The organism is Lentzea albidocapillata subsp. violacea, assembly GCF_900100275.1.
In the GTDB taxonomy this organism is placed as follows: Bacteria; Actinomycetota; Actinomycetes; order Mycobacteriales; family Pseudonocardiaceae; genus Lentzea; species Lentzea violacea.
In genome coordinates, this window is record NZ_FNET01000002.1 from 601000 (window position 1) to 621493 (window position 20494).

Here is a 20494-nt window from a genome sequence, read left to right on the forward strand (position 1 = left end):
CGAGTGAGCTGGACCACTTGCCGAGCTGGACCCACGATTCCGGCCATGAACGTCCTGCTGGCATTCGCACTCACCGCGAGTCTCACGTCGCCGGTGCACCTGCCTCCCACAGCACCGTGCCCGGAGAACGTCCCCGCCGGCACCACCTGTTACGAAGGCCGGGACCCGAACGGCGCGTACTACACGATCGCCGTGCCGAAGAAGTGGAACAAGACGCTCGTCGTGCACTCGCACGGCGGCCCTGAACTCGGCGCCCCCACTCCGGAGCGCACGCGTGACGACCTGAACCGCTGGTCCGTCATGGTCAAGGAGGGCTACGCGTGGGCCGGCACCTCGTACCGGCGCGGCGGTTACGGCACGCGGATGGCAGCCGAGGACACCGACAACCTGCGCAGGATGGTCGTCAGGATGCTCAAGCCGCACAAGGTGTATCTGCACGGGCAGTCGTGGGGCGGCAACATCGCGGCGAAGACCATCGAGCTGTACCAGGGTTATGACGCGGCGCTGCTCACGAGCGGCGTCCTGGCCGGCGGTTCGCGCGGCTACGACTACCGCGTCGACCTGCGCGTGGTCTACCAGTACTACTGCGGCAACCACCCGCGGCCGTCCGAGGCGCAGTACCCGCTGTGGCAGGGCCTGCGTCCCGGCTCCACGATGACCACCGCCGGCCTGCGCGGCCGGATCGAGGAATGCCTTGGCGTGGCAGGCAGTCGCACGCCCGAGCAGCAGCAGAAGCTCACGGACATCCTCACGGTCACGAAGATTCCCGAGCAGACGCTGAACTCGCACCTGAACTTCGCGACGTTCACGTTCCGCGACATCGTGCACAACCGCCTGGGCGACCGGAACCCGTGGAGTAACACGGGTGTGGTGTACCAGGGTTCGCACGACGACAAGGCGCTGAACGCCGGCGTCGAACGCTTCGCCGCCGACCCGGCGGCCCGCGCCGAACTGGTCCACGACAGCGACCTCACCGGCAAAATCGACATCCCGGTCCTGTCGGTGCACGCGATCGGCGACCCCACCGCGTTCGTCGAGCACGAGTCGGCTTATCGCGACGTCGTGAGGAAGGCCGGCCGCTGGTACAACCTCGTGCAGACCTTCACGACCGAGGCGACGCACAGCGCGTTCAGCGACTCCGAGTACGCCGTGGCCATGCGGTCCCTGGCGGCCTGGGAGAAGTTCGGCGTGCGTGCCAACCCGTTCCTGATCTCGTACGCCTGCCCCAGCCACGATCAGAAGTACGGCACGGGCTGCTTCTACAACCCCTGGTACCAGCCGAACTCCTACGAGTCCCGGGTCGCGCCTCGCCAGTGATCCAGCGAACAACGGCTTGACCTCCAGCTTGGTCGAGGTACGACGATCTTGACCATGACCGACACCGCAGAGATCAAGAAGCTCGTCGCCACCGTCCAGCACTCGCAGCAGAACGAGCTGCCCGAGGAGTTCATCGGCCTCTTCCGCTCCGACGCGATCTGGACGACCGCGCACGGCAAGCGGCTCACCGGCCGCGACGAGATCGCCTCCTTCACCCGCCAGGTCCTGCCCGGCGCGGCGAAGGAGGCGACCGCCACGTACGAGGTGGCGCACGTGCTCTTCATCCGGCCCGACGTGGCGGCCGTCAAGATCCGCCAGCGTCCCGTCCGGCCCGACGGCACTCCGATCCCCGACCAGAACGAGGGTTCACCGCTCTACATCCTGTCCAAAGAGGACGGTGTCTGGCGGATCGCCGCGGGGCAGAACACCATCGTGCTCTAACGGCCCTGCAAGGACTTCACCTTGTCGCCGAAGGTCCAGTTCTTCGAGCCGTCCCAGTTGATGGACCAGGTCATGAGCCCCTTGAGCTGGCCGCCGAAGCTGTTCCAGGCCTGCCCGACCAGCGTGGGGTTCATGTAGCCGCCACCGGCACCCGGTTGCGCGGGCAGACCGGGAACCTGCTTGTCGTAGGGCACCTTGATCGTGGTGCCCTGCACGACCAGTCCCTTGTTCAGGCACTGCGTCTGCGCCACGAACCCCTGCACGGTCCCGGCCGAGTAGCTGTCGCCGGAGCACCCGAACATGGAACCGTTGTAGTACTGCATGTTCAGCCACCACAGACGGCCGTTGTCCGCGTACTTCTTGACGATCGGCAGATAGGCGCCCCAGATCGAGCCGTAGACGACACTGCCGCCCGTCACGTACGCGGTCTCCGGCGCCATGGTGAGCCCGAACCCGGCCGGCATGGCCGCCAGCACGCCGTCGATGATGCGCACGAGGTTCGCCTGCGACGCCGACAACTGGTTGATGTTGCCGCTGCCGACCAGACCGGTCTCGATGTCGATGTCGATCCCGTCGAAGTTGTACTTCTTCAGGATCGGCACGACAGTGGCGACGAACCGGTCGGCCACCGTGGCCGAACTCAGGTCGATGCCCGCCGTCGCGCCACCGATCGACAACAGGATCGTGGCCCCGGCCGCCTTCGCCGCACACATCTCGGCGGGCGTCGCGACCTTCACCCCGACATCCATGCCGTCCTCCCACAGCACGGTGCCGTCGGAGCGGATCACGGGGAACGCCGCGTTGATCACGTTGTACCCGTGTTGCTTGATACGGCTGTCGGTGATCGGGGTCCAGCCGAACGGCGGATGGACCCCGTTGGACGCGCCGTCCCAGTTCTCCCAGTACCCGTGCAGGACCTTGCCCGCGGGACGGGGTTTGAGCGCGCACGTGTCGGCCGCCTGGGCGGCGGACGGGACGAGCATCGTGCTCATGAGCAGAAGCAGGGCTGTCAGTGCCCTCGGCAACAAGCGGGCGGACATTCGCTCACCTTTCGCTTACAGGCGGCGACCCACCGTCATTGAAGCACGAAATGGTCCAGACCTCTACGGGGTCGACGCGGTCACCCCGAAGGCTTGGCCGCCGGGCTATATTTCGCTCGTGCCAGGACGCTCACGAGGTGCTTCGGACCTTTCGCCCAGCGGCAGACGGGCCATGCCATGACGAGCGTGGGAACACCTGAGGCCGAAGGCCCGGTGAGTCGCCCGCCGGTCTTCTTCGAGCAGCCGTTCTGGACCGCGCTCGGGCTTGCGGTCATGAGCGCCGGTCCCCTGGCCCTGGTGGCCGGCTTGGGCGGATACGTCCCCGGCGACGACAAGCTGGCCGTCGTCGTGACCGGCATTGTCCTGACCGCTGTCACCGTGGTCGTCACGATCATCGCCGTCGTCGGCACCGCGCGGGACCGGCGAGTGTGGCGCGACCTGGACACGGCAGGTGTGCGCGTCCTGGGGCAGGTCACGTCCGCCGAGCGCGTGTGGTGCGGCGAGGACCGCTGCACCAGGGTCCGGATGCTGGTCACTTTGCCGGGCCGGCCGCCGTTCACCACGAGCCACCTCGTCCACGGCGAGAAGATCGTCGAAGTCGGGGCGAGCTTCCCGGTGGACGTGCACCCGACGCGCAACGTCTTCCGCCTGGCCGACGACCTGTCCTTGGGTGAGACGTCCCGCTAGCGCCTTGGTCGGTGGGAAACCACTCTGAAGCCGCACACCGTTAGGCGGGCCTTTACCCGCATTCGGTAAGCCTGCTGGTCATGACCACGTTACGGAGACGCACCTTCATCGTGGGCGGCCTCGCGGGAGCGAGCGCCGGCGTACTGCTTCCCGCACTGGCCAACGCCATCGGCTACCCCTTCACCCTGGGAGTCGCGTCCGGCGAACCGGCGGCCGACGGGTTCGTGATCTGGACCCGCCTCGCCCCGAACCCGCTGAACGCCGACGGACTCGGCGGGATGCCCAACACCAGCACCGCCGTCGAATGGCAGGTCGCCACCGACGAGCGCTTCACCGCCGTCGCCCGCACCGGCACGGTCACCACCACCCAGGCAAGCGCTCACTCCGTGCACGTCACCCTCACCGGCCTGCAGCCGGGACGCGAGTACTGGTACCGCTTCCGCACCGGCGGCCACATCTCCCCCGCCGGCCGCGCCCTCACCGCACCGGCGGTCGGCACGCAACCCGAACTGACCATGCTCTTCGCCTCGTGCTCGCACTACGAAGAGGGCTACTTCACCGCCTACCGCCGGATGGCCGAGGAACACCCCGACCTGATCCTGCACCTCGGCGACTACATCTACGAAGGCGCCGCCACCACGACGAAGGTCCGCAGGTTCGCGCCCGCCACCGAGATCAGCACGCTCGCGAACTACCGCGTCCGTCACGCCCAGTACAAGACCGACCCGGACCTGCAGGCCGCGCACGCCATGGCGCCCTGGCTCGTCGTCTGGGACGACCACGAGGTCGAGAATAATTACGCCAATCTGATCCGCAACGACACGAACCCGGCCGGAGACTTCAGGGCCCGCCGCGCAGCCGCGTACAAGGCCTACTACGAACACATGCCGCTGCGATCCGCCCAGGCGCCGACGGCGGAGAACATGTTGCTGCACCGCCGGGTCCGCTGGGGCAGCCTCGCCACGTTCCATCTGCTCGACACCCGCCAGTACCGCCACGACCAGGCGTGCGGCGACGGCACGAAGGTCTGCCCGGCCGCCGACGATCCGGCACGCTCGCTCACCGGCACCTCGCAGGAGACGTGGCTGATCGACGGCCTGCGCCAGAAGCTCGGCACCTGGGACTTCCTGGGCCAGCAGGTGTTCTTCGCGCAACGGCTCGCCGCCGCGGACGGGTCCAAGAGCATGGACGCGTGGGACGGCTACACCGCCAACCGCACGCGGATCCAGAACGCCTGGGACACCAACGGCAACAAGGGCACGGTCGTGCTCACCGGCGACGTGCACCGCAGCTGGGGCGCGAACCTCATGCAGAACTACGGAACCCAGAACCGCATCATCGGCACCGAGCTCGTCACCACCTCCGTCACGTCCGGCGGTGACGGCAACGCGGCCGACAACAGCCTCAACCCGACGCTGAACCCGCACGTGAAGTACTTCAAGAACCTGCGCGGCTACGTCAAGACCCGCACCACGTCAGCCGAAATGCGCGTCGACTTCCGCGCCGTCGACAAGGTCACCGTGCGCGACTACCCGGTGAAGACGGTCGGCAGCTACGTCGTCGAGTCCACCAACCCCGGATTGCAGGCGCCGTGAAGACACTGCTGCTCGCGAGCCTGCTGCTCGCCCCGGTTCCGATGACGTGGTCCACGGTCAACAGCGCCGCGACCGGCGACCAGGACAACGCATCCGTCTCGGCCTCCCGCAACGGCTACACCGCCGTCGTCTGGGAGGACGACCGCGACAGCACCGCCCCTGAGAACCCGATCCACTCCGACGTCTGGATCCGCCTCTACAAAGAGGGAGCATCGGTCTACGAGAAGAAGCTCTCCACCGGCGGCACCGGCACGTGGCGGCACTGGCAGCCGGACGTCTCGGTGCGCGAGGACGGCAGCGCCGTCGTCGTCTGGTCGGAGGACCCGGACGGCAACGGCTACTACAACATCGCCGTGCGCTCCGTCAGCGCGACCGGAACCGTGTCGGGTTCCGGCAGGGCCAACGCGAACGCGGACGGCCAGCAGTACTTCCCCAGCGTCGCGGCGGATCCCGACAGCGGCGGCTTCGCCGTCACGTGGGAGGACAAGCAGGGCACCGCCGCGCCCACCGTGCGGGTGAGCATGTTCGCGTCGATCAGCTCGAAGTCCTACGAGGCGCGGGTCAGCAACGCCGGCGGCACCCACGCCAAACCGCAGGTCGCGATGGGCGCCGCGGGCAACGCGGTCGTGGTGTGGGAGGCGGACGCGAACGTCGCCCGCAAGATCGTCACCCCGGCCGGTGGCGTGAAACAGGCGCAGACCACGACGGGGCAGGGCAAACGCCCCGCCGTGGCGGCGAACTTCAACGGCGACTTCGCCGTCGCCTGGGAACAGTCGGGCGTCCGCGTCCAGTCCTTCACGGCGGCGGGAGCGGCGCGAGCCGGAACAGCTCAGACCACCGGCGCCGACCCGCAGATCGGCATCGACGACCAGCTCGGCGTCGCGGTGACCACGGCGGAGGCGCAGGACGTCCACACCGGCGTCTACAACCCCGACGGGACCACCACGGGCCGTCCCGCACGGCAGCTCACGGTCTCGAAGGCCACGGGCAGGCAGGACGAACCCGCCGTGGGCGTCGACCCGTGGGGCCGCGTCACCGTCGTCTACACCGACGACAACGACGGCAACGGGTACGACCAGGTCTACCTGGGCACCGGCCTGAGCACCCAGCAGTGGTGATGACTTAGCGTTGATCGAGCGGCCGGCGTCGCTGGTGGACCTCCAGCAGCGACGCCGGCTTCCAGAACCCGTGCACGTCGTAGGTGTCTGCACCGGGCGGCACGATCTCGTCGATCCGGTCCAGCACGTCGTCGGAGAGCACCAGCGAGGCACCCTCCAGCAACGACTCCAGCTGCTCCATCGTGCGCGGCCCGATGATCGCCGAGGTCACCGCCGGATGCGTCGTCGTGAACGCGATCGCCAGCGCGGGCAGCGGCACCCCCATCTCGTCGGCGAGCTTCGCGAACTGCTCGACGGCCTCGAACTTCGCCGCGTTGCCCGGCAGCGACTCGTCGAACCGCTCCGGGGTGAGCGTCGCCCGGAACGCCTCGGCCGACGCGCCCCGCCGGTGCCTGCCCGACAGGAACCCGCTGGCGAGCGGGCTCCACACCAGCACGCCCATGCCGAGGCGCTGGGCGGTCGGCAGCACCGACCGTTCGATCCCGCGCGCGAGCATCGAGTACGGGGGCTGCTCGGTCCGGAACCGCATCAGGCCCCGGCTCAGCGCCACGTGGTGCGCCTCGACGATCTCCTCGGCCGGGAACGTCGAGCACCCGAACGCCCGGATCTTCCCCTCCCGCACCAGGTCCGTCAGCACGGACAGCGTCTCCTCGACGTCGGTGCGGTAGTCCGGCCGGTGCACCTGGTAGACGTCGATCCAGTCGGTGTCCAGCCGCCGCAGGCTGTCCTCGACGGCGCGCACGACGTGGCGCCGCGAGTTGCCACTGCGGTTGCGCCCCTCCCCCAGCGGGAAGTGCACCTTCGTGGCCAGCACGACGTCGTCGCGGCGGTCCTTCAGTGCCTTCCCGACGATCTCCTCGGACTCCCCGGCCGAGTACATGTCGGCGGTGTCGACGAAGTTGATGCCCGCGTCGAGGGCGCGGTGGATGATCCGCACGCCCTCTTCGTGGTCGTTGTTGGCGACGGAGCCGAACATCATGGCACCGAGGCAGTGGTGGCTGACCTCGATGCCGGTTCCCCCGAGAACGCGATAGCGCATGTTCATGGCGAGAACCTACGAAGTAGAGCCGACTCTAGGTCAAGCCTATGCTCGGTGACATGGGGCTGAGCATCGGGCAGGTGGCCGAACGCACCGGACTGAGCGTGCACGCGCTGCGGTACTACGAGAAGGAGGGCATCCTCGCGCACCAGGTCCACAGAGGACCGGGAGGCCGCCGGGTGTACACGCAGCAGGACGTCGACTGGCTGCGGATGTGCATCATGCTGCGCATGTCCGGGATGCCGGTGCCGGAGATCCGCCGCTACACCGACCTGGTCCGCCAGGGCGACGGCAACGAGTCGCAGCGCCTGGACATCCTGAAGGAACACCAGGAACGCGTCCAGCAGCAGATGGTGCAGCTGCAGGAGTGCATGGACCTGATCACGTACAAGGTGGGCATCTACCAGGACTACGTCAATTCGATCGCCGCCAGGGCGGTCGGCCAATAGGCTCGGACCCATGCCTGTCGTGCTCTCGCTGAACGTCGCCCAGAAGACGGTCCCGGTCGACTACGCCCGTGCGGGCGCCACCGGCATCGGCAAACACCCGGTCGACGGGCCGCTGCGGGTCAGCCCGACCGGCGCCAAGGGATCGGCGGGCAGCGGCGTCGCCGGTGACTCGATCGCCGACTGGACCGTGCACGGCGGCGAGTACCAGGCCGTCTACGGCTACGCGCGCGAGGACCTCGACTGGTGGCAGTCCGAACTGGACGTCCCGCTGCACAACGGCCAGTTCGGCGAGAACCTGACCACGCAGGGCATCGACCACACGACCGCGCTGGTCGGCGAGCAGTGGCAGATCGGTTCGGCGCTGCTGGAGGTCACCGGGCCGCGCATCCCGTGCCGCACGTTCGCCGAGTTCCTCGGGCAGCGCGGCTGGGTGAAGCGGTTCACCCAGCAGGCCCGGCCCGGCGCCTACTTCCGCGTGCTCGAGGAGGGCCTGATCGGGCCGGGCGACGAGATCAGCGTCGTGCACCGGCCCGGCCACGACGTCACGGTCGAGCTGTTCTTCCGCGCCGTCACCACGGAGGCCGCGTTGCTGCCCAGGCTGCTCGAGGCCGGCGACTCGGTGCCGCCGGAGGTCGTCGACCTGGTGCACAAGCGCTCCGTGGTCGAGCTCGACTCCTAGTGGTGTGGCCCGGAACGTCGGCGAGGTAATCCACGCTCAGCAGGGCGCCTCGCGGCGCCGCCCCCACGCCCCCGTACAACCAGTACGAGGACGTGGGGGCGACACCACGATGCACCCGTCTGACCGCGAATTCCCCCGGCAACGTTCCGGGCCACACCACTAAGCGGGCGGGAAGTTCCTGACCCAGCGCTTCTGCCACGGCGTCTCGACGGCACGCGGGTGGTAGTTCGCACGCGTCCACGCCACGGCTTCGGCCGCCGGGACACCGGCGAGCACGGCCAGGCACGAGATCACCGTGCCCGTCCTGCCGATGCCGCCGCTGCAGGCCACCTCGACCTGCTCGCCGGAGAGCGCCCTGGCGTGCAGGGAGCGGATCAGCCTGATCGCGGCGTCGTGGTCACGCGGGAGGCGGAAGTCCGGCCAGTCGATCCAGTCGTGCGACCACGGCACGTCGACCGGCTTCGGCTGCAGGTACACCCCGTACTGGGGGTGTGGCTCCACGATCTTCCCGTCACGCAGGCCCCGCCCGGTGATCACCGCGCCGTCAGGTAGTTCGATCGTCTTCAAGGAATGCGCCCCCAGGCTCCTAAGCGAACAGCAACACTACCAGCGGCGGAATCCCTTCCGCCGCAACGCCTCCCCACGCCTGGTTGCGCGGGCGGCTCAGCTCCAGCTGGTCGGCCACGGCCAGCACGACGCTGCCCGCCAGCATGAACCACGACACGTAGAAGACGAGTGTGCGCCCCACCAACTCGTGCCCGCCGTGCAGCGCGATCAGCCCCGCGACCAGGCCGCACGCCAGGAACAGGTTGTAGAACCCCACCCCGAACGCCCACAGCCGGATCGCCGGCACGTCCCGCGCGGGCTGCCCGAACATCGACTGGTGGACGCGCCCGATCAGGAACGCCTCGCACACCCACACCACGAGGTGCACCAGGGCCGCGACCACGGCGGCGATCTGCGCGACGACGCTCATCGTGTCACCCCGTAGCGGCCCAACGCCTCCATGCCGTTCTCGGACAGGTCACGGAAGAACGCACCCATGACCTCCCCCACGGCGAACGCCAGGAACTGCACGGACGGCGTGTGCACGGTGAACGTGTGGGACGCGTTGGGCGGGATCGTGATGGCATCGCCCGGCGACAGGTCGAACAGCTCGCCGTCGAGGAACACCGCCATGCGTCCGTGCAGGACGTAGTAGGCCTTCGGCCACGGTGTGCGGTGCGGCGGCGCGGCCTCTCCTCGTGGCGCGTCCACCTCGAACAACTCATAGGCGCCGCCCGTGGACCTCCCCTGGATCCGGACGGTGATCGTCGCGTCGGGCACGGTCAGTACGTCGCCCTCGCCTGCGGTGGTCAGCATGCGCTGCAGCCTCCGCGCGCCGGACGGGCCTGGACATCCCGGAAAACTGGGATCCCGGACCGCCGGGAGCGGGCGCATACTGCCAACCATGTGGGAGGGTCGGGCGCTCGGCGTGCGACGCGACGTCACGGCACTGGCGAGCGCGGGGCTCGACGTCGCGCGACTGCACGAGGCCGCCATCGCCCTGGTCGACCGGGTGGTCCCGTGCGACCTCACCTGCTGGGCGTCGATGGACCCGGACTCGGGCGTGTTCAGCACCATGACCAGCGGTGTCAACCGCATCCCGCGGCAGTACGAACCGGTGCTCGCGACCTGCGAGTACACGCCCGGCGAACCGCACACCTTCGCCTCACTGGCGCAGCGCGGCGACACGGTGGCGAGACTCGAGGACAAGCGGTCGGCGCGGCTGAACGAGGTCTGGCGGCCGCTCGGGCTCAGTCACGAACTGCGGTCGTTGTTCCGCGCCGGCGACATCTGCTGGGGTGGCGCGGGAATGGTGCGCACCAACGACTTCAGCGAGCGCGAGCTGGAGTTCATGACGTGGGTGGCACCCGCGCTGGGGGCCGCCACCCAGGTCGCGGCACGCACCTCGGCCCGCCGGACCGGCGCACCGGCCATCGTCGTGGTCAGCCGTGACGGCACGATCCGGTCCTCGACCGCGTCCGCCGCACAGTGGCGCGACGAACTGGAGGACGTCGCGCCCGGCCGGTTCGCGGTGATGCTGCGGGCCGCGGCGGCCGGAGCGCGTTCGGGCACGTTCAGGGCGAGGCTCCGCGACGCGCACGGCGGCTGGATCCTGCTCGAAGCGAGCGAACTCGTGAGTGACGGGACCGGCGACAGCGAGGCGGCCGTGACGATCAGCCGGGCGTCGGCCGCGGACCTGCTGGGGTTGCGGCTCAAGGCGCACGGCGTGACCAGCCGCGAGGAGGACGTCTGCCACGAGGTGCTGGCCGGGCAGCCGACCTCGGAGATCGCGGCACGGCTGGCCATCTCGCCCTACACCGTGCAGGACCACCTCAAGTCGCTCTTCGCCAAGTTCGGGGTGCGCAGCCGGGCGGAACTGGCCGCGAAGCTGTCCTGACCGGCGGCGAAACACAGGACTCTCGGCGGGTCCCCCGGGAGGAACGCTCTGTCAGCATGGCCGCCATGTACTCCGACCGCGCCCTCGTCATCGGCGCCGGCTTCGCGGGACTGCTGGCGGCGAGGGTGTTGTCCGAGTCGTACGGCGACGTCGTGCTGGTCGAACGGGACACGATCACCGCCGACTCCGGCCACCGCGCGGGCATTCCCCAGGCCTGCCACCCGCACCCGCTGCCGGCGCGCGGAGCGCAGGCGCTGGAAGCGCTCTTCCCGCGGCTCGGCAGGGAGCTGGAGAACGCGGGAGCCGTCCGCGCCGACCTGGGCAGCGACTTCCTGAACCACTTCCCGGCCGGCCCGGCACCGCGCGACCACCTGGGTCTGAGCGTGCTCTCGGTGACGCGCGTGACGCTCGACCGGATCATCCGGCGCCGGGTGCTGCGCCTCGCCAACGTGTCCCTTGTGGACGGTGTGACGATCGAGGGCCTGCTGCACGACCGGGGCACGGTCACCGGAGTGCACGGCAGGCGCGGCGACCGTCCGTTCACCGACTACGCGGACCTCGTGGTGGACACGTCGGGCCGCGACAGCAAGCTGGTGTCGTGGCTCGCGGAACTCGGCGTGCACTGCCCCGCGCCGAGGATCGTCAACGGCCACCTCACCTGCGCCTCGCGTCTCTACGAGGTGAACCGCGACCTGGATCTCGGCTGGAAGAACGCCTGCGAGAGCACCCATGCGCCCGGCACGAGACGCGGCGGCGCAGTGTCCTCTGTGGACGGCTCGCGCTGGCTCGTGACGCTGTTCGGCGCGGACGGCGACACCGCGCCGGCCGACGACGACGGTTTCCTCGACCACGCCACGAGCCTGCGGTGCCAGGACGTCGCGGAGATCGTCAAGACGGCCACCCCGGCGTCGGCGATCCACCGCGCCGGCCACCTGCGCAACCGCTGGAACCGCTTCCACCAGGTCCCGGACTGGCCGCGTGGCCTGCTCGCGCTCGGCGACTCCGTGGTCTCGCTCGATCCCGTGCACGGACACGGCCTGACGGTCACCGCCCTGAACTGCGCGGACCTGCGCACGCTGCTGCGAGACCACGACCTGGCCGGCGAGCCGCTGATGTTCCAGCGCGCGGTCGCCAGAGCCGCACGGTTCCCGTGGACGTTCGCGACGACCGCCGATCTCGGCTGGAGCATGAGGAAACTCCCGCTTTCGGCACGCCTGCTGCGGTGGTACTCCGGCCGCGTGATCGCGGCGATCCCCGGCAACCGGCAGGTCTACCGCGCGTACGTCCGCGTCACGCAGCTGGCCGGCCACCCGGTGACTCTGCTCCGCCCGGCGGTGCTGTTCCGCGTGCTGGCAGGAAAGACGCTCAGCGGACGGCGCCCTCGGGCCACAGCACCGTGACCGGCACGCCCTTCGATCGCGCGTACGCCACCACGTCGGCCGTGCCACCAGGGCCACGTCCAGGCAGCCCGTCCCACACTGCGAGCAGGGCATCGGACTCGTCGACCATCCGCTCGCCCGCCTCCATGTAGGCGTGCGGGTCCGGCGTGACGTACTCCAGCTGCACGACCTTGCCCGCCCGCGCGAGCAGTCCGTCGTAGACGGGCCGGTAGGACTCGGGCAACGTGTCGCGGTACCGCGAGGCCGGCAGCACCGCGACCAGTGCCCCGCCCGCGTCCAGCACGGCCTGCGCGAACACCGCGTCCGCACCGTCCGCGAGGCACGACACACCCACCACGGAACCGTTCTCCGCCACGGCGGCGCGGATCATCCGGTCGATCTCGGCCTCCAGCGCCGCGGTGAGTCCACGATGTCCGGTGATGGCGAGCCGCGTCGTCATCACCGCAGGATATGCGGACGACGGACCGCGTCGTCATCACCGGAGGATTGCGGACGACAGACCGCGTCGCCCGCACCTCCGAGTGCCCGCGTCATCCTTCGCGGCGGCCGGCCTGGTTCCGCTCGGCGATGGCCAGGTAGTGGGTGTTGGTCATGACCCCGAGGATGTTGCCGAACGGGTCGACGACCGACGCCGTCACGAACCCCTCGCCGCGCACCCGGGGTTCGTCGTGGAACTTGGCGCCCAGCTCCAGCAACCTCGCCAGCGTCCCGTCGAGGTCGTCGACCGCCCAGTAGAGGATCTGGCCCGCCGGTCCGTCGGACGGCGTGACCTCGAAGCGGCGGTTCACCAAGCCGAGTTCGGCCTGGTAGTCGCCGATGCGGAACTCGACGTAGGCGAGCACTCCGTCCGGGGTGCTCCGCTCGAAGTACGCGTCGACGCCGAGGAACGACGCGTACCAGGCGCGGGCCTCGGTCAGGTCGTCGGCGAAGTAGGACACGGTCGACATGCCTCGCAACACAACTGCCTCCAGAAGGTCTCGTTCGGTGGTGTTCTCAGCTTCCGCCGTAAAGTGCTCATCCAATGAGCACTTTTAGCGGAAATCTGGAGACATGCGCGCAGACCGTCTAGTCGCCACGTTGCTGCTGATGCAGGCCCGCGGCCGGGTGACCGCCGCCGAACTGGCCGAAGAGCTCGAAGTCTCCAACGCCACCGCCAGGCGTGACCTCGAAGCGCTGTCCGCGGCGGGGGTACCCGTGTACCCCCAACCGGGGAGAGGCGGGGGCTGGTCGCTCGTCGGCGGCGCCCGCACCGACCTGAGCGGCCTGACCTCGGCGGAGGCCCAGGCGTTGTTCCTGGTCGCCGGACCGGCCGCGTCCGTCGCCCCGGAGATCAAGTCGGCGCTGCGGAAGCTGGTCCGCGCGCTGCCGCAGACGTTCCGCGCCGAGGCCGAGGCCGCCGCGGACGCGACGATCGTCGACACGGCGGCATGGGGCGAGGACACCAAGGACAGGTCGGCGCTGGCCACCACGCTGCAACAGGCCGTCGTCAAACAGGTGCGGGTGCGGCTGACCTACCAGAAACGGGGCGAGGCACCGACAGAGCGCGAGGTCGACCCGTGGGGACTCGTCGACAAGGACGGCACCTGGTACTTCATCGCCGGCACCGGCGACGGGCGGCGCACGTTCCGGCTCGATCGCATCCTGGGTGTCTCCCTGACCGGCACCCCGTCCTCCCGCCCCGCCGGCTTCGAGCTCGCCGGCGCCTGGGACGAGGTCGTCACGAGCATGGAGGCGAGACGGTCGGAGACGTCGGCGACCGTGCTCGTGCCCACGAGGTTCCTGAAGGTCTTCCAGCACCAGCACGGACGCCACTGCACGGTCGTCGAGGAGCAGGGCGAGCACACGAAGGTGGAGCTGACGGCGCCGCGACCGCTCGACATCGCCCGCAACGTGGCCGGGTGGGGCGGCCTGATCACCGTCGAGTCGCCCGAGGTGGAGGAACACCTGGCGCGCATCGGCGCCGAGCTCGTCAGCCGATACCCGCGTGCTGCTCCAGCCGCGCCAGCCGGGACATGATCATCTCCAGGACCTTCGCCGCGTCCGGGGCCGCCTTCTGCTGCTTCTTCAGATGGACAATGCCCGCGAGCGCGGTCTGAACGGCACGGCGCGTGCCCTTGATCTCCGCGCCCAGCTCGCGCAGCTCCTCGCCGCCCTTGCCGTTCGGTTCGGCCACGATGCCGAGCAGCAGGTGTTCGCAGCCCACGTAGTTGTGCCCGAGCGCGATGGACTCGGTGACGGCGAGTTCCAGCGCGGCGGCGCCGTCGTCGGCGAACCCGGGCTTCCTGCCGATGTCCGCGGGAATGAAGGAGGGAAGGCCGTCCGGCGTGATGTCGATCGCGCGGAGCACGTCCAGAGCCAGGTTCCCGCCTTCGCTGACGATGCCGTTCAGGAGGTGGGACGTACCGATCTTGGTGCCCTGGGAGCACTCCGCGGCGATCTGGAGCGCCTTCCACGCACGGTCGGTGAAGTGCGGGAAGCTGTCGCGCCTGAGGTCGTCGACGGTGAGCGCCCGGATCGCGATGATCCGCTTGACCGAGCCCTCGAGGGCTCTCTGACAGATCGCCGAGACGGGAATGTTCATGTCCTTCACGGACTCGGCGAGCTCGTCGGGGAGGTACACGTTGATTTTTGGCATAACCCCATGCATACCCCCAAGTAGGGTTATGGTCAACGGCTCACGCGGCAACCGTCACACTTGTGAGTGATCAGAGGGGACGGGAGCACCCGCGTGGAGGAGAGCAGCAGGCTGATCGGAAGCCGCTACCAGTTGAAGCAGAAGGTCGGCCAAGGGGCGATGGGAGTCGTCTGGCAGGCCTATGACGAGCAACTACACCGCGTGGTCGCGGCCAAGGAACTGCTCGCACTGGACGGCCTCGACGACGCCCGAGTGGACCGCGCGAAAGCCAGGGCCATGCGCGAGGCCCGCCTCGCCGCACGGCTGGAGCACCCGAACGCCATCCGCGTCTACGACGTCGTGGAGGAGGACGGCCGCCCCTGGCTGATCATGGAGTACCTCCCCTCCCGCAGCCTCGCCGCCGTGATCGCCGAGCAGGGCACGCTGCCGGCCCGCGAGGTGGCCCGCATCGGGTGCTACACCGCCGCCGCCCTGGCCGCCGCGCACCGCCACGGCATCCAGCACCGCGACGTGAAGCCCGGCAACGTCCTGATCGGCGACCAGGAAGTCAAGATCACGGACTTCGGCATCTCCCGTGCCACCGGCGACGACGGCACCGCCACCGCGACGGGCACCGTCGGCACCCCTGCCTTCTTCTCCCCCGAGGTGGCCCGCGGCGAGGACGCAGGCCTCCCCTCCGACGTCTTCTCACTCGGCGCCACGCTCTACAACGCCGTCGAGGGCGGCCCGCCGTTCGGCACCGCGGACAACAACCTCGTGATGCTGCACCGCGTCGCCGCCGGCTCGATCATGCCGCCGGCCAACGCGGGCCCCCTGCTCTCCCCCGTGCTGTTCCGGCTCCTCGCGACCGACCCCGCACGCCGCCCGACCATGCAGGAAGCGGTCCACCTGCTGGCCGCCGTCGTGAACGAGACGCCGCAGGTGTCCGAGGCGACCGTGGTCATCCCGGCGACGGTCAAGCTCCCGGTGGAGGCCCAGCCGGAGGAGAAGGCGAAGCAGGAGGCTGCGGCGGCCGCGGCGGGGCTGATCGCGGGTGCCGCCGCTGTGGAAGCCGCTGGTCTGACCGCGCGGCCCGCGGACCCCAAGGCCGAGCCGGACGCGAAGCCCGTGGCGGAACCCGAGGCAGAGCCGGAAGCCACACCGGAACCGGCGCCAGCGCCCGTGACGGAGCAGAAGGCTCCGGCAGCAGCGACTCCCGTGCTCCCGGAGCAGAAAGCGCCGGAAGCGGTCCCGGTCCGCGAGACCCCGGCGGCCGCTGTCACTCCCGTTCTCCCGGCTGTTGTGCCCCCGCCCGCACCCCCTGCGGAACCCGACGAGAACCGCCGCAAGTTCCCGCTGGTTCCCATCGCGATCGTTCTCCTCGTGCTGGCCGTCGGCGTCGGCTCGTTCCTGTTGTGGCCCAAGGGCAACCCGAACAACGCCCTGTCGCCGACCAACAGCCAGTCCAGCACCGGCACCCCCTCGAACCAGCAGTCGAACCAGCCGCCGGCGGGTCAGAGCCAGTCGCAGCAGCCCGCGGACAGCCAGACGCAGCCCCCGCCCAACACCGAGACGAACCCGCCGGCCAGCACTCCGAGCCAAGCCCCACCGCCCGCGGGACCGAAGAACGCCCAGGAGGCGATCACCGCCTACTACGCGCTGATCCCCGGCAACCTGGAAGCCGGCTACGCGTCGCTCACGGACCGGTTCAAGGCGGTGCGCACACCGACCTTCCAGATCTACCAGGGGTTCTGGGACGACTACACCGCGGTGCAGCTGTCGAACTTCGTGCCGCAGGGCGACAACGTCGTGACCGTGACCCTGCAGTACATGCAGGGTGCGAGCGTCTCCACGACCGAGACGCACACCTATACGTTCGTGCAGCAGAACGGCAAGTGGATGATCGACAATCAGGCATGATCGTCGTATGACTCGACGCGCTCTCGTCACCGGGGCATCGCGCGGCATCGGCGCCGCCGTCGCCCACGCGCTGGCCCAGCAAGGCCACCAGGTCGCCGTCCACTACCGCTCTGGAGCGGACGAGGCGCGCACCGTGGCCGGGAACCTCCCCGGCGACGGCCACGTCACCGTCCAGGGCGACCTCGGCGCGGACCAGGCCGGACAGGTCGTCGGAGAGACCGTCGAGAAGCTCGGCGGTCTCGACGTCCTGGTCAACAACGCGGGGACCTACTTCCACCACCCCATCGCCACGACGAGCTTCGAGGAGTGGCAGCAGGCCTGGCGCCGCACGATCGAGCTCAACCTGTACGGGCCGGCCGACCTCGCCTGGCACGCGGTCCGGCACATGACCCGCGGCGGTCGCATCGTCAACGTCGGTTCGCGGGGTGCCTACCGGGGTGAGCCCGATGCCCCCGCGTACGGCGCGGCGAAGGCGGGCCTGCACGCGATGACCCAGTCGCTCGCCCAGTCGCTGGCACCGCAGGGCATCGCGGTCGCGGGCGTCGCACCGGGTTTCGTCAGGACCGGCATGGTCACCGACCTCCTCGCGAGCCCCGAGGGTGAGCGGATCCGGGCGCAGAGCCCGTTCGGCCGCGTCGCCGAGCCCGAGGAGGTCGCCGCGGCCGTCGCATGGCTGACCACGGAGCACGCGGTGTGGGCCAGCGGCACGATCATCGACGTGAACGGCGCCTCCTACCTGCGGTGATTCGCCGAAAGCAGACCGGAACCAGTTCCGGTACCCAGTTGATCTTCCCGCAACCGGTCTAGACCACTAACGTCGCGGTGGGCGCTCGACGAAGTGGAAGGCCTCTCCCTGCAATGCGTTCATTCCGCTCACGCCTCGGTGCCGCCGGCCTAGCGCTGGCCGCCGCCGCGGCGACGTTGTCAGTCATGGCGCCTGCCGCGCAGGCCGCCTACCCGGCCGGGTTCAAGAGCGTCGGCTACATGCCGTCGTGGTCCGGCAACGTCAGCACGCTCCCGTACAACAAGCTGACGCACATCAACTACTCGTTCGTGCTGCCGAACTCCAACGGCACGCTCCAGGGCGTGCCGGATCCGGGCAAGCTGCAGCAGCTGGTGAGCCTCGGCCACCAGAACGGCGTCAAGGTCTCGATCGCGGTCGGTGGCTGGAACAACGGCAACGACGACAACTTCGAGATCCTCGCGGCCAGCGCCAACGGCCGCACGACGTTCGTCAACGCGCTGATCAACCTGGTCGGCCAGTACAACCTCGACGGCGTCGACATGGACTGGGAGTACCCGGATCCGGGCGTCGAGGGCGACAACTACACGCTGCTGATGCGCCAGCTGGGCGACCAGTTGCACAGCCGCGGCAAGCTGCTCACGGCCGCGGTCGTGAGTGAGGGCGGCACGGCGAACGGTGTGCAGCCCGCGGTGTTCGGCATCGTCGACTGGCTGAACATCATGGCCTACGACGGCGGCAGCCCGCACGCGAACTACGACTGGTCGATCGCGTCGGTCAACTTCTGGAAGAACCGCGGCCTTCCGGCCGGCAAGGCGGTTCTCGGCGTGCCGTTCTACAGCCGGCCGACCTACATCTCCTACCGCGACCTCGTCGCGCAGGACCCGGCCAACGCCAATCGCGACAGCTACAACGGCAACTCCTACAACGGTCTTCCGACGATCCGTCGCAAGACGCAGTGGGCGCTGACCAACGCGGGCGGCATCATGAACTGGGAGCTCTCCCAGGACACGACCGGCAGCACCAGCCTGCTCAACGCGATCTGGGAGACCGCCGGCGGCGGCAACCCCCAGCCTCCCACCGGCGGCACCATCACCGGTTTCGGCGGCAAGTGCGTCGACGTGGCCGGCGCGAACGCCACCAACGGCACGGCGGTGCAGGTCTACACCTGCAACGGCACCAACGCCCAGCAGTGGACTCGCGACGGCACCACGTTGCGCGCCTTGGGCAAGTGCCTCGACGCGTCCGGCACCGCCAACGGCGCGGTGACCCAGCTGTGGGACTGCACGGGTGCGGGCAACCAGCAGTGGACGGCCGAGGCCAACGGTCAGCTGCGCAACACGGCGTCAGGAAGATGTCTCGACGCCACCGGCAACAGTTCCGCCGACGGCACCAGGCTCCAGCTCTGGGACTGCGCCGGCACCGCCAACCAGCGGTGGACCATCAACGCCTGATTTCAGGAACTTCAGGCCGATGACGCAGGCGATGATCCCGGTGAGGAACACGATCTTCCACACGGAGACCGTCTCCTCGCCGGTGATCATCGCCCACGCCACGGTCAGGGCAGCACCGGTGCCGACCCACACGGCGTACGCGGTCCCGACCGGAATTCGTTTCATGCCAACGGAAAGCCCGACCATGCTCAACGTCGCGGCGATCACGAAGAGCACGTAGGACCCTTGGGACAACGCCGTCGCCCACACCGCTTCGAGCACGGCGCTGACCAGCAACACGGCCCAGTACATCAGCTCACCACCTTCAGGCCCGCGACGCAGCCGATCAACGCGACGAGCAGCAACGCCCTGGCCACCCCGAGCTTCTCCTCACCGCGCAGCACCGCGACGAGCACCGTGAGCACGGCTCCCACGCCGACCCACACCGCGTACGCCGTGCCGACCGGAATTCCCCGCATCGCCCACGCGAGCCCGACGACGCTCAGCGTCATCGACACGGCGAACACCACCACCGGCCACGGCCGGCGGAAACCCTTCGACGCCGCGAGCGCCGTGGCCCACACGGCCTCCAGCACCCCGGAGACCACCAGCACAACCCAGTACATTGGTACGACCGTACCAGAAAAGCATCGATCGGGCGGCTACGATCACGTGATGTGGCTCCCAGCCTGGAAAACCTGCTGGTCATAGGCGTCGCGTCCAGCGCCCTGTTCGACCTGACGGAGTCCGGCGCCGTCTTCACGGCCGAGGGCGAACAGGCCTACCGCGCCTACCAGGAAGCGCACCTCGACGAACCGTTCGCTCCGGGAGTCGCGTTCCCGTTCCTCCGCCGGCTGCTGCGACTCAACTCGCTGGGCCCGCTGGTCGAGGTGGTCGTGCTGTCGCGCAACTCCCCCGACACGGGCCTGCGCATCCTGAGGTCGGCAGCGCACCACGGCCTCGGGATCACCCGCGCGATCTTCACCGAGGGCCGCGCGGCGCACGAGTTCATGCCGGCCCTGAACATGTCACTCTTCTTGTCCGCCAACGAGAAGGACGTCCGCAGGGCGACGGCGGCCGGACTCCCCGCGGGCCAGGTGCTCAAGTCGTCGTTCCGCGACGACGACGATCCGGCGCTGCGGATCGCGTTCGACTTCGACGGCGTGCTCGCCGACGACGCGTCCGAACGGATCTACCAGAGCGGTGGCCTCGACCGGTTCCAGCAGCACGAGTCCACGAACGTGGTCACACCACTGGATCCCGGTCCACTGCGGAACTTCCTCGCGGGCGTGAACCGGATCCAGCGGCAGGCCGAGGACCGCATCCGGGTCTCGGTCGTGACCGCCCGGTCCGCCCCGGCGCACGAGCGCGCGATCAACAGCCTCAAGGCCTGGGGCCTGACGGTGAACGACGCGTTCTTCCTGGGAGGGTTGAAGAAGGCGCCGATCCTGGACGTGCTCCGGCCGCACATCTTCTTCGACGACCAGCGCGGGCACCTGATCGAGAGCGTGCCGTGCGTGCACGTGCCGTTCGGCGTCTCGAACGAGAAGAGCCCGGCCACCGAGTGACCGGGCTCC

General features: G+C 69.4%; 24 protein-coding genes. 14 read left to right on the plus strand and 10 right to left on the minus strand.

Annotated elements, in window-relative coordinates; genetic code table 11:
• The first annotated feature begins 45 nt into the window (after positions 1-45).
• Together BLR21_RS07505 and BLR21_RS07510 are read left to right on the plus strand one after the other, a co-directional pair.
• On the plus strand, positions 46-1317 hold the full coding sequence (locus BLR21_RS07505; RefSeq protein WP_090004932.1) for an alpha/beta hydrolase: 1272 nt from the start codon (positions 46-48) through the stop codon (positions 1315-1317).
• 54 nt (positions 1318-1371) lie between these two features.
• Positions 1372-1758: an SgcJ/EcaC family oxidoreductase gene (locus BLR21_RS07510; RefSeq protein ID WP_090004933.1), complete on the plus strand. Its 387-nt coding sequence runs from the start codon at positions 1372-1374 to the stop codon at positions 1756-1758.
• On the opposite strand, the gene BLR21_RS07515 is transcribed toward BLR21_RS07510, so the two are convergent.
• On the minus strand, positions 1755-2798 hold the full coding sequence (locus BLR21_RS07515) for a chitinase (RefSeq protein WP_090004934.1): 1044 nt from the start codon (positions 2796-2798) through the stop codon (positions 1755-1757). The genes BLR21_RS07510 and BLR21_RS07515 overlap by 4 nt on opposite strands.
• A 186-nt stretch (positions 2799-2984) precedes the next feature.
• Here BLR21_RS07515 and BLR21_RS07520 point away from each other — a divergent pair, with 186 nt between their 5' ends.
• The 3 genes from BLR21_RS07520 (at position 2985) to BLR21_RS07530 (ending at position 6198) form a co-directional block, all read left to right on the plus strand.
• Positions 2985-3485: a hypothetical protein gene (locus BLR21_RS07520; protein ID WP_143027641.1), complete on the plus strand. Its 501-nt coding sequence runs from the start codon at positions 2985-2987 to the stop codon at positions 3483-3485.
• A gap of 80 nt (positions 3486-3565) precedes the next feature.
• Positions 3566-5080, plus strand: coding sequence for an alkaline phosphatase D family protein (locus BLR21_RS07525; RefSeq protein ID WP_090004936.1), 1515 nt, complete (start codon positions 3566-3568; stop codon positions 5078-5080).
• On the plus strand, positions 5077-6198 hold the full coding sequence (locus BLR21_RS07530; protein WP_218130785.1) for a hypothetical protein: 1122 nt from the start codon (positions 5077-5079) through the stop codon (positions 6196-6198). Before BLR21_RS07525 ends, BLR21_RS07530 begins: the two co-directional genes overlap by 4 nt.
• A gap of 4 nt (positions 6199-6202) precedes the next feature.
• Here the strand turns inward: BLR21_RS07530 and BLR21_RS07535 are convergent, their stop codons facing one another.
• The gene (locus BLR21_RS07535) at positions 6203-7237 is read right to left on the minus strand and encodes an aldo/keto reductase (protein ID WP_090005138.1); all 1035 of its coding nucleotides are present in this window, start codon (positions 7235-7237) and stop codon (positions 6203-6205) included.
• A gap of 59 nt (positions 7238-7296) precedes the next feature.
• Here BLR21_RS07535 and BLR21_RS07540 point away from each other — a divergent pair, with 59 nt between their 5' ends.
• On the plus strand, positions 7297-7686 hold the full coding sequence (locus tag BLR21_RS07540) for a MerR family transcriptional regulator (protein WP_218130786.1): 390 nt from the start codon (positions 7297-7299) through the stop codon (positions 7684-7686).
• A 10-nt stretch (positions 7687-7696) separates the two neighbouring features.
• On the plus strand, positions 7697-8365 hold the full coding sequence (locus tag BLR21_RS07545) for an MOSC domain-containing protein (RefSeq protein ID WP_090004938.1): 669 nt from the start codon (positions 7697-7699) through the stop codon (positions 8363-8365).
• 159 nt (positions 8366-8524) lie between these two features.
• Here BLR21_RS07545 and BLR21_RS07550 read toward each other — a convergent pair whose 3' ends face one another.
• From BLR21_RS07550 to BLR21_RS07560, 3 genes are read right to left on the minus strand one after another with little or no spacing between them, the layout of a single operon-like run.
• Complete coding sequence (locus tag BLR21_RS07550) at positions 8525-8923, minus strand: protein-tyrosine phosphatase family protein (RefSeq protein WP_476737555.1); 399 nt, start codon at positions 8921-8923, stop codon at positions 8525-8527.
• Between the two features lie 28 nt (positions 8924-8951).
• The gene (locus BLR21_RS07555; RefSeq protein WP_090004939.1) at positions 8952-9341 is read right to left on the minus strand and encodes a DUF1304 family protein; all 390 of its coding nucleotides are present in this window, start codon (positions 9339-9341) and stop codon (positions 8952-8954) included.
• Positions 9338-9727, minus strand: a complete 390-nt coding sequence (locus BLR21_RS07560; RefSeq protein ID WP_090004940.1) for a cupin domain-containing protein — start codon at positions 9725-9727, stop codon at positions 9338-9340. Before BLR21_RS07560 ends, BLR21_RS07555 begins: the two co-directional genes overlap by 4 nt.
• Positions 9728-9815: 88 nt before the next feature.
• On the opposite strand from BLR21_RS07560, the gene BLR21_RS07565 reads away from it, so the two are divergent.
• Positions 9816-10808 (plus strand): response regulator transcription factor, encoded by a 993-nt coding sequence (locus BLR21_RS07565; RefSeq protein WP_090004941.1) that lies wholly within the window; start codon positions 9816-9818, stop codon positions 10806-10808.
• A 65-nt stretch (positions 10809-10873) separates the two neighbouring features.
• Positions 10874-12208: an FAD-dependent oxidoreductase gene (locus BLR21_RS07570; protein ID WP_176929523.1), complete on the plus strand. Its 1335-nt coding sequence runs from the start codon at positions 10874-10876 to the stop codon at positions 12206-12208.
• On the opposite strand, the gene BLR21_RS07575 is transcribed toward BLR21_RS07570, so the two are convergent.
• The gene (locus BLR21_RS07575; protein ID WP_090004943.1) at positions 12174-12647 is read right to left on the minus strand and encodes a hypothetical protein; all 474 of its coding nucleotides are present in this window, start codon (positions 12645-12647) and stop codon (positions 12174-12176) included. The genes BLR21_RS07570 and BLR21_RS07575 overlap by 35 nt on opposite strands.
• Before the next feature lie 91 nt (positions 12648-12738).
• On the minus strand, positions 12739-13155 hold the full coding sequence (locus BLR21_RS07580; protein WP_176929524.1) for a VOC family protein: 417 nt from the start codon (positions 13153-13155) through the stop codon (positions 12739-12741).
• A gap of 103 nt (positions 13156-13258) precedes the next feature.
• Here BLR21_RS07580 and BLR21_RS07585 point away from each other — a divergent pair, with 103 nt between their 5' ends.
• Entirely contained in the window at positions 13259-14224 is a 966-nt protein-coding gene (locus BLR21_RS07585) for a helix-turn-helix transcriptional regulator (protein WP_090004945.1), read from the plus strand.
• Here the strand turns inward: BLR21_RS07585 and BLR21_RS07590 are convergent.
• Entirely contained in the window at positions 14178-14843 is a 666-nt protein-coding gene (locus BLR21_RS07590; protein WP_090004946.1) for a Clp protease N-terminal domain-containing protein, read from the minus strand. The genes BLR21_RS07585 and BLR21_RS07590 overlap by 47 nt on opposite strands.
• A 93-nt stretch (positions 14844-14936) precedes the next feature.
• Between BLR21_RS07590 and BLR21_RS43150 the strand changes: the two genes are divergently transcribed.
• The 3 genes from BLR21_RS43150 (at position 14937) to BLR21_RS07605 (ending at position 18938) form a co-directional block, all read left to right on the plus strand.
• A complete protein-coding gene (locus BLR21_RS43150) occupies positions 14937-16742 on the plus strand; it encodes a serine/threonine-protein kinase (RefSeq protein WP_218130787.1) in 1806 nt (601 codons plus the stop codon).
• A 7-nt stretch (positions 16743-16749) separates the two neighbouring features.
• Entirely contained in the window at positions 16750-17487 is a 738-nt protein-coding gene (locus tag BLR21_RS07600) for an SDR family NAD(P)-dependent oxidoreductase (protein WP_090004947.1), read from the plus strand.
• Between the two features lie 113 nt (positions 17488-17600).
• The gene (locus BLR21_RS07605) at positions 17601-18938 is read left to right on the plus strand and encodes a glycosyl hydrolase family 18 protein (RefSeq protein WP_090004948.1); all 1338 of its coding nucleotides are present in this window, start codon (positions 17601-17603) and stop codon (positions 18936-18938) included.
• Here BLR21_RS07605 and BLR21_RS07610 read toward each other — a convergent pair.
• Both BLR21_RS07610 and BLR21_RS07615 read right to left on the minus strand, forming a co-directional pair.
• Complete coding sequence (locus BLR21_RS07610; protein WP_090004949.1) at positions 18831-19229, minus strand: DMT family transporter; 399 nt, start codon at positions 19227-19229, stop codon at positions 18831-18833. The genes BLR21_RS07605 and BLR21_RS07610 overlap by 108 nt on opposite strands.
• A complete protein-coding gene (locus tag BLR21_RS07615) occupies positions 19229-19543 on the minus strand; it encodes a DMT family transporter (RefSeq protein WP_090004950.1) in 315 nt (104 codons plus the stop codon). The genes BLR21_RS07610 and BLR21_RS07615 overlap by 1 nt, the downstream gene beginning before the upstream one ends.
• A gap of 51 nt (positions 19544-19594) precedes the next feature.
• Between BLR21_RS07615 and BLR21_RS07620 the strand changes: the two genes are divergently transcribed.
• On the plus strand, positions 19595-20485 hold the full coding sequence (locus tag BLR21_RS07620) for a 5'-nucleotidase (protein WP_090004951.1): 891 nt from the start codon (positions 19595-19597) through the stop codon (positions 20483-20485).
• Positions 20486-20494: the final 9 nt, after the last annotated feature.

Coding starts and splice junctions, on each gene's coding strand:
- BLR21_RS07505 (WP_090004932.1), top strand. CDS start 46: ATGAACGTCCTGCTGGCATTCGCACTCACCGCGAGTCTCACGTCGCCG.
- BLR21_RS07510 (WP_090004933.1), top strand. CDS start 1,372: ATGACCGACACCGCAGAGATCAAGAAGCTCGTCGCCACCGTCCAGCAC.
- BLR21_RS07515 (WP_090004934.1), bottom strand. CDS start 2,798: ATGTCCGCCCGCTTGTTGCCGAGGGCACTGACAGCCCTGCTTCTGCTC.
- BLR21_RS07525 (WP_090004936.1), top strand. CDS start 3,566: ATGACCACGTTACGGAGACGCACCTTCATCGTGGGCGGCCTCGCGGGA.
- BLR21_RS07535 (WP_090005138.1), bottom strand. CDS start 7,237: ATGCGCTATCGCGTTCTCGGGGGAACCGGCATCGAGGTCAGCCACCAC.
- BLR21_RS07540 (WP_218130786.1), top strand. CDS start 7,297: ATGGGGCTGAGCATCGGGCAGGTGGCCGAACGCACCGGACTGAGCGTG.
- BLR21_RS07545 (WP_090004938.1), top strand. CDS start 7,697: ATGCCTGTCGTGCTCTCGCTGAACGTCGCCCAGAAGACGGTCCCGGTC.
- BLR21_RS07555 (WP_090004939.1), bottom strand. CDS start 9,341: ATGAGCGTCGTCGCGCAGATCGCCGCCGTGGTCGCGGCCCTGGTGCAC.
- BLR21_RS07560 (WP_090004940.1), bottom strand. CDS start 9,727: ATGCTGACCACCGCAGGCGAGGGCGACGTACTGACCGTGCCCGACGCG.
- BLR21_RS07565 (WP_090004941.1), top strand. CDS start 9,816: ATGTGGGAGGGTCGGGCGCTCGGCGTGCGACGCGACGTCACGGCACTG.
- BLR21_RS07570 (WP_176929523.1), top strand. CDS start 10,874: ATGTACTCCGACCGCGCCCTCGTCATCGGCGCCGGCTTCGCGGGACTG.
- BLR21_RS07575 (WP_090004943.1), bottom strand. CDS start 12,647: ATGACGACGCGGCTCGCCATCACCGGACATCGTGGACTCACCGCGGCG.
- BLR21_RS07580 (WP_176929524.1), bottom strand. CDS start 13,155: ATGTCGACCGTGTCCTACTTCGCCGACGACCTGACCGAGGCCCGCGCC.
- BLR21_RS07585 (WP_090004945.1), top strand. CDS start 13,259: ATGCGCGCAGACCGTCTAGTCGCCACGTTGCTGCTGATGCAGGCCCGC.
- BLR21_RS07590 (WP_090004946.1), bottom strand. CDS start 14,843: ATGCCAAAAATCAACGTGTACCTCCCCGACGAGCTCGCCGAGTCCGTG.
- BLR21_RS07600 (WP_090004947.1), top strand. CDS start 16,750: ATGACTCGACGCGCTCTCGTCACCGGGGCATCGCGCGGCATCGGCGCC.
- BLR21_RS07605 (WP_090004948.1), top strand. CDS start 17,601: ATGCGTTCATTCCGCTCACGCCTCGGTGCCGCCGGCCTAGCGCTGGCC.
- BLR21_RS07610 (WP_090004949.1), bottom strand. CDS start 19,229: ATGTACTGGGCCGTGTTGCTGGTCAGCGCCGTGCTCGAAGCGGTGTGG.
- BLR21_RS07615 (WP_090004950.1), bottom strand. CDS start 19,543: ATGTACTGGGTTGTGCTGGTGGTCTCCGGGGTGCTGGAGGCCGTGTGG.